General features: G+C 59.2%; 4 protein-coding genes and 1 tRNA gene. 2 read left to right on the plus strand and 3 right to left on the minus strand.

Features of this window, described 5'->3' with window-relative positions:
- Positions 1-1,089 precede the first annotated feature (1,089 nt).
- Positions 1,090-2,001: a cation diffusion facilitator family transporter gene (locus tag QZ302_RS07655; protein WP_294594194.1), complete on the plus strand. Its 912-nt coding sequence runs from the start codon at positions 1,090-1,092 to the stop codon at positions 1,999-2,001.
- A gap of 5 nt (positions 2,002-2,006) precedes the next feature.
- The gene (locus QZ302_RS07660) at positions 2,007-2,927 is read left to right on the plus strand and encodes an alpha/beta hydrolase (protein ID WP_294594196.1); all 921 of its coding nucleotides are present in this window, start codon (positions 2,007-2,009) and stop codon (positions 2,925-2,927) included.
- A 51-nt stretch (positions 2,928-2,978) separates the two neighbouring features.
- Here QZ302_RS07660 and QZ302_RS07665 read toward each other — a convergent pair.
- From QZ302_RS07665 to QZ302_RS07675, 3 genes are all read right to left on the minus strand, one after another.
- A tRNA-Leu gene (locus QZ302_RS07665) sits at positions 2,979-3,062 on the minus strand.
- A 473-nt stretch (positions 3,063-3,535) separates the two neighbouring features.
- The gene (locus QZ302_RS07670) at positions 3,536-4,582 is read right to left on the minus strand and encodes a M20 family metallo-hydrolase (protein ID WP_294594197.1); all 1,047 of its coding nucleotides are present in this window, start codon (positions 4,580-4,582) and stop codon (positions 3,536-3,538) included.
- A gap of 14 nt (positions 4,583-4,596) precedes the next feature.
- Positions 4,597-6,786, minus strand: a complete 2,190-nt coding sequence (locus QZ302_RS07675) for a S9 family peptidase (RefSeq protein ID WP_294594199.1) — start codon at positions 6,784-6,786, stop codon at positions 4,597-4,599.
- Positions 6,787-7,052 lie beyond the last annotated feature (266 nt).

Consider the following 7,052-nt stretch of genomic DNA (forward strand, 5'->3'; position numbering starts at 1 on the left):
GGCCAATCCGGCAAGAATTGCCGCGGGCGACGTTTAGGAGTAGACACGCCCAGTTTTCACGTGCCGAGCGGCACCGGCGGAGCGCAAGCGGAGCCGCAGTGAGGCGTACCCGGGGCGGCACTTGTTCTTTGGGCGCGAAAACCGAAAACGGTTTTCACGCCGCGTTGGGCCGCGCATGGGGCTTGGCTTTGGGTAGAACTCTTGGCCGGGGCTTGGGGGCGAGAGCGAGTAGCGCGGTTCTTTGAACCGCCGTCCTCGGGGAGGGTGACGCATTAGCGGCGCGAGGGGCGCGCCGAGGACGAATTTCCGAGAATGGGGCGTTGCAGTTGCGGTTCGTAGAACCGCGCGGGCCGAAGCCTCCGACCGCGGAGGCCCGCAACTGACGTTGCTGTGGGCCCCGCAGGCTTCAACCCGCTAAGGTAATTGTATTTTTGCAAGCTCGGTTGCGTTCCTGCTGGCGGCGAACTGTGACAGGTCTAATCCGAAAGAATAGGGGAGGGCATTGGGCGGTGAGTTGGGCTGAACTTTTGACCGTGCTTTGGGTATTGTTCTTGCGACTCGTAGAGTCGCGCGGGCCGGACGCCTGCCCACTGGCGGGACGCACAGCGTCTTTTGCTGGCCGCCTCTACCCCATAGTAGTACCTCCCGGTCGCCCGACCCACTTTAGTCGAGAGTGAATATTAAGGGTCGGAGCCAGCGTGGACGCAACGAGCTCCGCGACGTTGCAGGCCTACGCCTGGGGTGGCTTCGGCCCGCGCGGTTCTTCGAACCGCAGGGATGTACTCAAAACGCAAATAGGGTAACTCCAGCCTATTGCCCACCACGGACACGCACCTCCGTTTATTCCGAGAGGCAACGCAACTGAAAACCGTGAGCGCGAGTATCTGAGTTGCCGGTATTGAGAGTTTGTGACTGAAAATTCAAACTTATGCTGTTGCGACCGCTCGCATTTGAAGCGGAAGACCAGCTGAAGCCATGGCTGCCACCGCAGTGCAACACGCCTGCTTCATAGCCCGAATCGCGGAAGCCCGGGGCGGGGCAGCGCGAAACACCATGTGCAAAGAGACCCAGAAATAGACAAACAGAGCCATGCACGATCATAACCACCCACACCACCACGACCACATGCACCATCATGCGGCGACAGGAAATATTGCCCTTGCGTTTTTCATCAACCTCGGGTTTGCCGCCGTCGAACTCATCGGAGGGCTGTGGACAAACAGCATTGCGATTCTATCGGATGCCTTTCACGACTTCGGCGACAGTTTGTCGCTGGCCGTCGCCTGGCGGTTGCAGAAAGTGTCCGAACGACCCGGAGATGCGCGGTATAGCTATGGGTATAAGCGATTTTCGCTGCTCGGCGCGCTGTTTATCTCCACCGTACTGCTCGTCGGGTCGGTCTTCATTATCAAAGCGTGCGTCGAACGCATCGTGACGCCTCAGGAACCCAATGCAGAAGGGATGCTCGGATTGGCCGTCTTCGGCGTGCTGGTCAACGGCTTTGCCGCGCTGAGGCTCAAAAAGGGAGGCTCGATCAGCGAACGGGCCGTGATGCTCCATATGATGGAAGATGTGCTGGGATGGCTGGCCGTGCTGGTGGTCAGCGTGGTGATGCTCTTCGTCCGGGTGCCGATTCTCGACCCGCTGTTGTCGATCGCCATTTCGTGCTGGGTGCTGTGGAACGTCTATCGGAACATGCGGGCTACGTTCCGCATCCTGTTGCAGCACACCCCGTCCGAAATCGATGTGGAACGGCTGAAAAATGAGATCGTGGCCTTGCCGGAGGTGGCTTCGATTCACGACCTGCACCTGTGGAGTCTGGACGGCCAGCGGAACGTCAGCACGTTGCACGCGGTGACGGTCGCGCCGTTGGACACCGAAGCGCAAATCGCCCTCAAACGAAAAATCCGGTTCATTTGCGAACAAAACGGCATAGAACATGCTACGATCGAACTTGAAACGACTGGGGAAGATTGCGGTCTGACCCACTGTTGGCATTGAACCCTATGGAATTCGAATATCAGACGCTGAATTTTCCGGCCGACTACGACGGGCCGGTGGTCGCCACGCTCATCAAGGCTCCGTTGCCGGAGAGAGACACGCGGCGGGCGGTGCTCTACGTGCACGGCTATATCGACTACTTTTTCCAGACGCACATGGCCGAAGAGTTCGTGGCGCACGGCTATCGGTTTTATGCCGTGGAGCTTCGCAAGTACGGCCGGTCGCTGCTCGAAGGGCAACACCCGGATTTTGCGCGGTCGATGTACGAATACTATCCCGACCTGACGGAGAGTATCCGCCGGATTCTGGCCGAGGGGGCGACGGAGGTGATCCTCCTGGGGCATTCGACGGGGGGATTGCTGGCGGCCCTGTATGCCGACGACGGGCCGGCGGAACAGCGGACGGCGATTGCACGGGTGGTGTTGAACAGCCCGTTTTTGGAGTTCAATGCGTCGTGGTTCAAACGTCGGGTCGAGATTCCGTTGGCGGCGGCGGTGAGCATCGTCCTGCCGTTCGCTCATAAGAAGAACGAGCTGTCGCCGCTCTATGCTCAGAGCATGCACCGGGATTTCCGGGGGGCGTGGCATTTCGATACGAAATTCAAACCGATCGAGGGGATTCCGCTCTATTTCTCGTGGCTGCGGGCGGTGCGCAACGGCCAGCGGCGCATCAAACGGGGGTTGCACATCGAGGTGCCGGTGTTGGTGATGAGTTCGGACCGGTCGTATTTCGGCACGGAGTGGAGCGAAGAGTTGCTCCGGTCGGATTCGGTGTTGAATGTGGAGGATATCGGTCGCTATGCGCGGAATCTGGGGTCGGATGTGACTTACGTGCAGATTCGGAACGGGGTGCACGATCTGTTCCTTTCGACGCATGCGGCGCGCGAAGCGGCGTTCCGTGCGGTCTTCGAGTGGCTGCGGTGCTGACTTTTTCGCAAATGTCGGTTGCGGGCAGCCCGGGCGGTACAAAAAGATATGTGCGGATGAAGGGACTCGAACCCCCACGCCGGTCAAGGCACCAGATCCTAAGTCTGGCGTGGCTACCAATTACACCACATCCGCAGAGCTTCTGCAAAAGTAGGCAAAATAGACTACTCCTCCAAAATGACAGTTTTTATCCGTACGGTTTTAATACCCCGTTCATTGGGTTTGAGGGTACTGTTCTTTTTAACTTCGCTGCGCTCGTTTTCCTCCTCGCCGCTCGGCAATTTGCAAACTATGTTTGCATTGCTCTCGCTGGCAGCGTCGGTTGTGAACAAAAAGAACCAGAAAAACTTTAGAGGATGCTCACGCATCCTAAAGCTGCCGGCGGCCCAGCTCTCGGACTCTTCTTTGGGCCGGGAATTCTTTCGGGGCGCGATAATGCGGGAATTACCCTACGCGCCCCGGAGAACCTCGACCCAAAAGCAATCGCAGAGAATGAGGACTGCGGAGCGTAAGGAGTAGCGTAGCTAACTAAAAGTTTTTGGTGCCGCTTTTTACAAAAAGCGGCAGTTCCGTCCAGGTCAAAGAATAGCGTACAGAAAACCGTAGGATTAAAGAACAGCATTGAGCAGAGCGATGTATTGGGCGATACCCTCTTCGACCTCCTTGAGATAGACGAACTCATCCGCCGTATGCGACCGCGCCGACTCCCCCGGCCCCACCTTGAGCGACGGAACCGATAATAGCGCCTGATCCGACATCGTGGGCGAGCCGAACGTCTGTCGCCCCAGCGCCATCCCCGCCGCCACGATCGGGTGCGAAGCATCGATCGACGACGGCTTCAGCCGCGTCGACCGCGGGAAAACATCCGACCGGACATGTTCCCGCACAATCGCCAGCACCTCCTCGTTCGTATAGCGATCCGTCACCCGGACATCCACCGTGAACCGGCATTCCGCCGGCACCACATTGTGCTGCGTCCCCGCGCTGACGATCGTCACACTCATCTTCACCCCGCCGAACAAGGCCGACTCCTTCGGAAACCGATAGGTGCGGAACCAATCGATGTCCTCCATCGCCCGGTAGATCGCGTTGTCTCCCTCGTCCCTCGCCGCGTGTCCCGGTTTGCCGTGCGCCACGCAGTCCAATACCATCAACCCCCGTTCGGCAATCGCCAAATGGAGCCCCGTCGGCTCGCCCACGATGGCGAAATCCAACGGGCCGATCTCCGGTAAGATACTCTCGATGCCGTTCTGGCCCGAAACCTCCTCCTCTCCCGTCAAAGCCAGCAGCAGGTTGTATTTCAGATCCTCCGCTTCGTAGAAGTGCAGAAAGGCCGCCGTCAGACTCACCACGCTCGCCCCCGCGTCGTTGCTCCCCAGACCGTACAGTTTCCCGTCGACCACCTCCGGCAGAAAAGGGTCGCGGCTCCATCCGGCCGCCGGTTTCACCGTGTCATGGTGCGAGTTGAGCAGGATGGTCGGCTTCGACGGATCGAACCGTCGGTTCCGGGCCCACACGTTGTTGTGCAGCCGGTGTACCTCCGCCACCCCTCGCCCCGTCAGAAAAGCGGCCAGCAGGTCGGCCGTCATCTTTTCTTCGCGGCTGTAGGAGGGGGTGGCGATCAGTTGTTCGAGGAGTTCGATGTAACGCTTCATCGGGCGGCTCAGAGTTAGTGTTTAAGGTATTTCTCCAGCCAGCCGAAAAATTCGCGGTTCCAGACCAGCGAATTCTGCGGTTTGAAGACCTGGTGTCCCTCGTCCTCGAAGTAGACCAGCCGCGACGGAATGCCGTGCGCCCGCGCTGCCGTGAAAGCCTGAAGGCTCTGTGTGAACGGAATCCGGAAGTCCTTCGCCCCCGTGATGATCAGGATCGGCGCATACCAGTCGTTCACCGCCAGGTGCGGCGAGTTGGCATACGAACGATCCGCCACTTTATTGCCCGGCCGTTCCCAGTAGGCTCCGCCGAGGTCGTTGGTCGGGAACCAGAGCTCTTCGGTCTCGCCGTAGAAACTTTCGAGGTTGAACATCCCGCAGTGGGCGATGAACGCTTTGAACCGCCGGTCGCTGTGCCCCGCGAGGTAGAAGGTCGAGTAGCCCCCGTAAGAAGCCCCTACGCAGCCCCGCCGCTCGATATCCACCCACGGCTCTTTTGACACATCGTCGATGGCCGAGAGGTAGTCCCGGATGTTCTGTCCCGAGTAGTCGCCCGAGATTTGGTCGAGCCACTCCTGTCCGAACGACGGCAGCCCGCGTCGGTTCGGCGCCACCACGATGTAGCCTTGGGCCGCCATCAGCTGGAAGTTCCACCGGTAGCTCCACCGCTGCGAAACGACGCTCTGCGGCCCGCCCTGACAGTAGAGCAGGGTCGGATACTGTTTCGTGCTGTCGAAGTCCGGCGGCAGGATCACCCACGTCAGCATCCGCTTGCCGTCGGTCGTCGTCACCCACCGTTTCTGCACGTCGCCCATATCGACGTGGTCGTAAATCTCTTTGTTGATAAAGGTGATCTGGGTATCTTTCCCGTTCGCGAGGTCGATGGCGAAGAGTTCCGGAGCCATCGAGAGGGTGGTCTTCGCCGCAACGACCACCGGCTGTTGCGCACCGCCTTCGCCGGTCGTCGGGAAAGCGATGCTGAAGTCGGTGTAGTCGTGGTCGCCTGCCGTCAGGACGGTAATGGTCGCAGGTCGATCGCCCGTGGCGAGGTCGGCCCGGCACAACTGGTGGGTCGCCTCGATCGGGGCGATGAAGTAGATGCTCTTGCCGTCTCCGCTCCACCGCAGGTTGGCGGCGTTGTAGTCGAATCCGTTGGTTACGTAGCTTTTCGCTCCGGTGGCGAGGTCCATTACAAACAAGCGATCCTTGTCCGACTCGTTCCAAGCGCGTTCCATGCTTTGCCACGCCAACCGGCTGTCGTCTGGCGAGAAGACCGGATATTTGTCGTACCCCGGCATCCCGTCTGTCAGGTTTCGGGTCGAGCCGTCGCTCAGGTCGTAGAGGTAGATGTCCGAGTTCGTGCTCATCGAGTATTCATACCCGGTGAGCTTCTTGCAGGTGTATGCCACCTGTGTTCCGGCGTGGTTCCATGCCACTTCGCTCATCTCGAAATAGGGTGCGGTCGGCGCGTCCCACGGCTCGCCGGGCATAATGTCCCGCGCATCGGAAATCCCGTTGCCGTCTGCGGCCGATGGGTTCAGGTCGGCCACGAAGATATGGCTGTATGCGCCGTCTTCCCAAGTGTCCCAGTGCCGCTCCATCAGGTCGTCGTAGATCAGGGCTTTGGATGCCTTCATGCCGTATATGTCCGCAGAAGATACCGAGTCTACCTGAACGTCGGCGGTGTACCAAATCTTATCCCCTTTCGGACTCACTCCGAAGCCGGTGATTCCTCCTTTGACGTCGGAGAGGCGTCGCAGTCCCGTCCCGTCGGGCTGTACGCGCCAAAGCTGCTGGGTGGCGTCGTCGCCGCCTCTGGTGCTGAGGAAGTAGATGCAGGACTCGCCGGTTTTCGGATCGATGCCCCATGCGGGGGAGTTGTCTTTCCCGGTGTTGTTCGTAATCTGTCGCGCTTTGCCGGGCTCTTCGACCGGCATCGCCCACAGCGAGGTGTACCCTTTGTTCTCGCCCATATTATAATAGGTCAGGGTGTACAGGACTTCCGTCCCGTCTGTCGACAGGGCGCCGTTTCCGATACGCCCCATCTTCCACATCACTTCGGGGGTAAATACGCGCGCTTCTTTCTCGGCTGCGGTCAGGGCGGTGTCGAGTGCGACATTCCCGGCAGGGCTGTCGCCGGGCTGAGCGGTTCCGCAACTGGTCAGGGTCGCGGTGGCTATTCCGAGCATGGTCATCAATCGTTTCATAAAATAATTTTAATCTGTTCGATTATTCGTACTTGCCTTGGAGGGTACTGTTCTTTTTCTGAAGAAAAAGAACCAAAAAGACTTTCGACGGATGCTTCGCATCCTAAAGCTGCCGGCGGCCCAAATCTCGGTTGGTTGGGCTGGGGTTTTCCGGCGTGGGCGCATTGGGGTAATACTCGCATTATATGCGCCCCGCCGAGAAAACCCAGCTCAACAGACTCGCGAAAAATGAGGACTGCGGAGCCTAAGGAGTAGCGTAGCTATCA

This window comes from uncultured Rikenella sp. (assembly GCF_910579375.1).
Classification (GTDB): domain Bacteria; phylum Bacteroidota; class Bacteroidia; order Bacteroidales; family Rikenellaceae; genus Rikenella.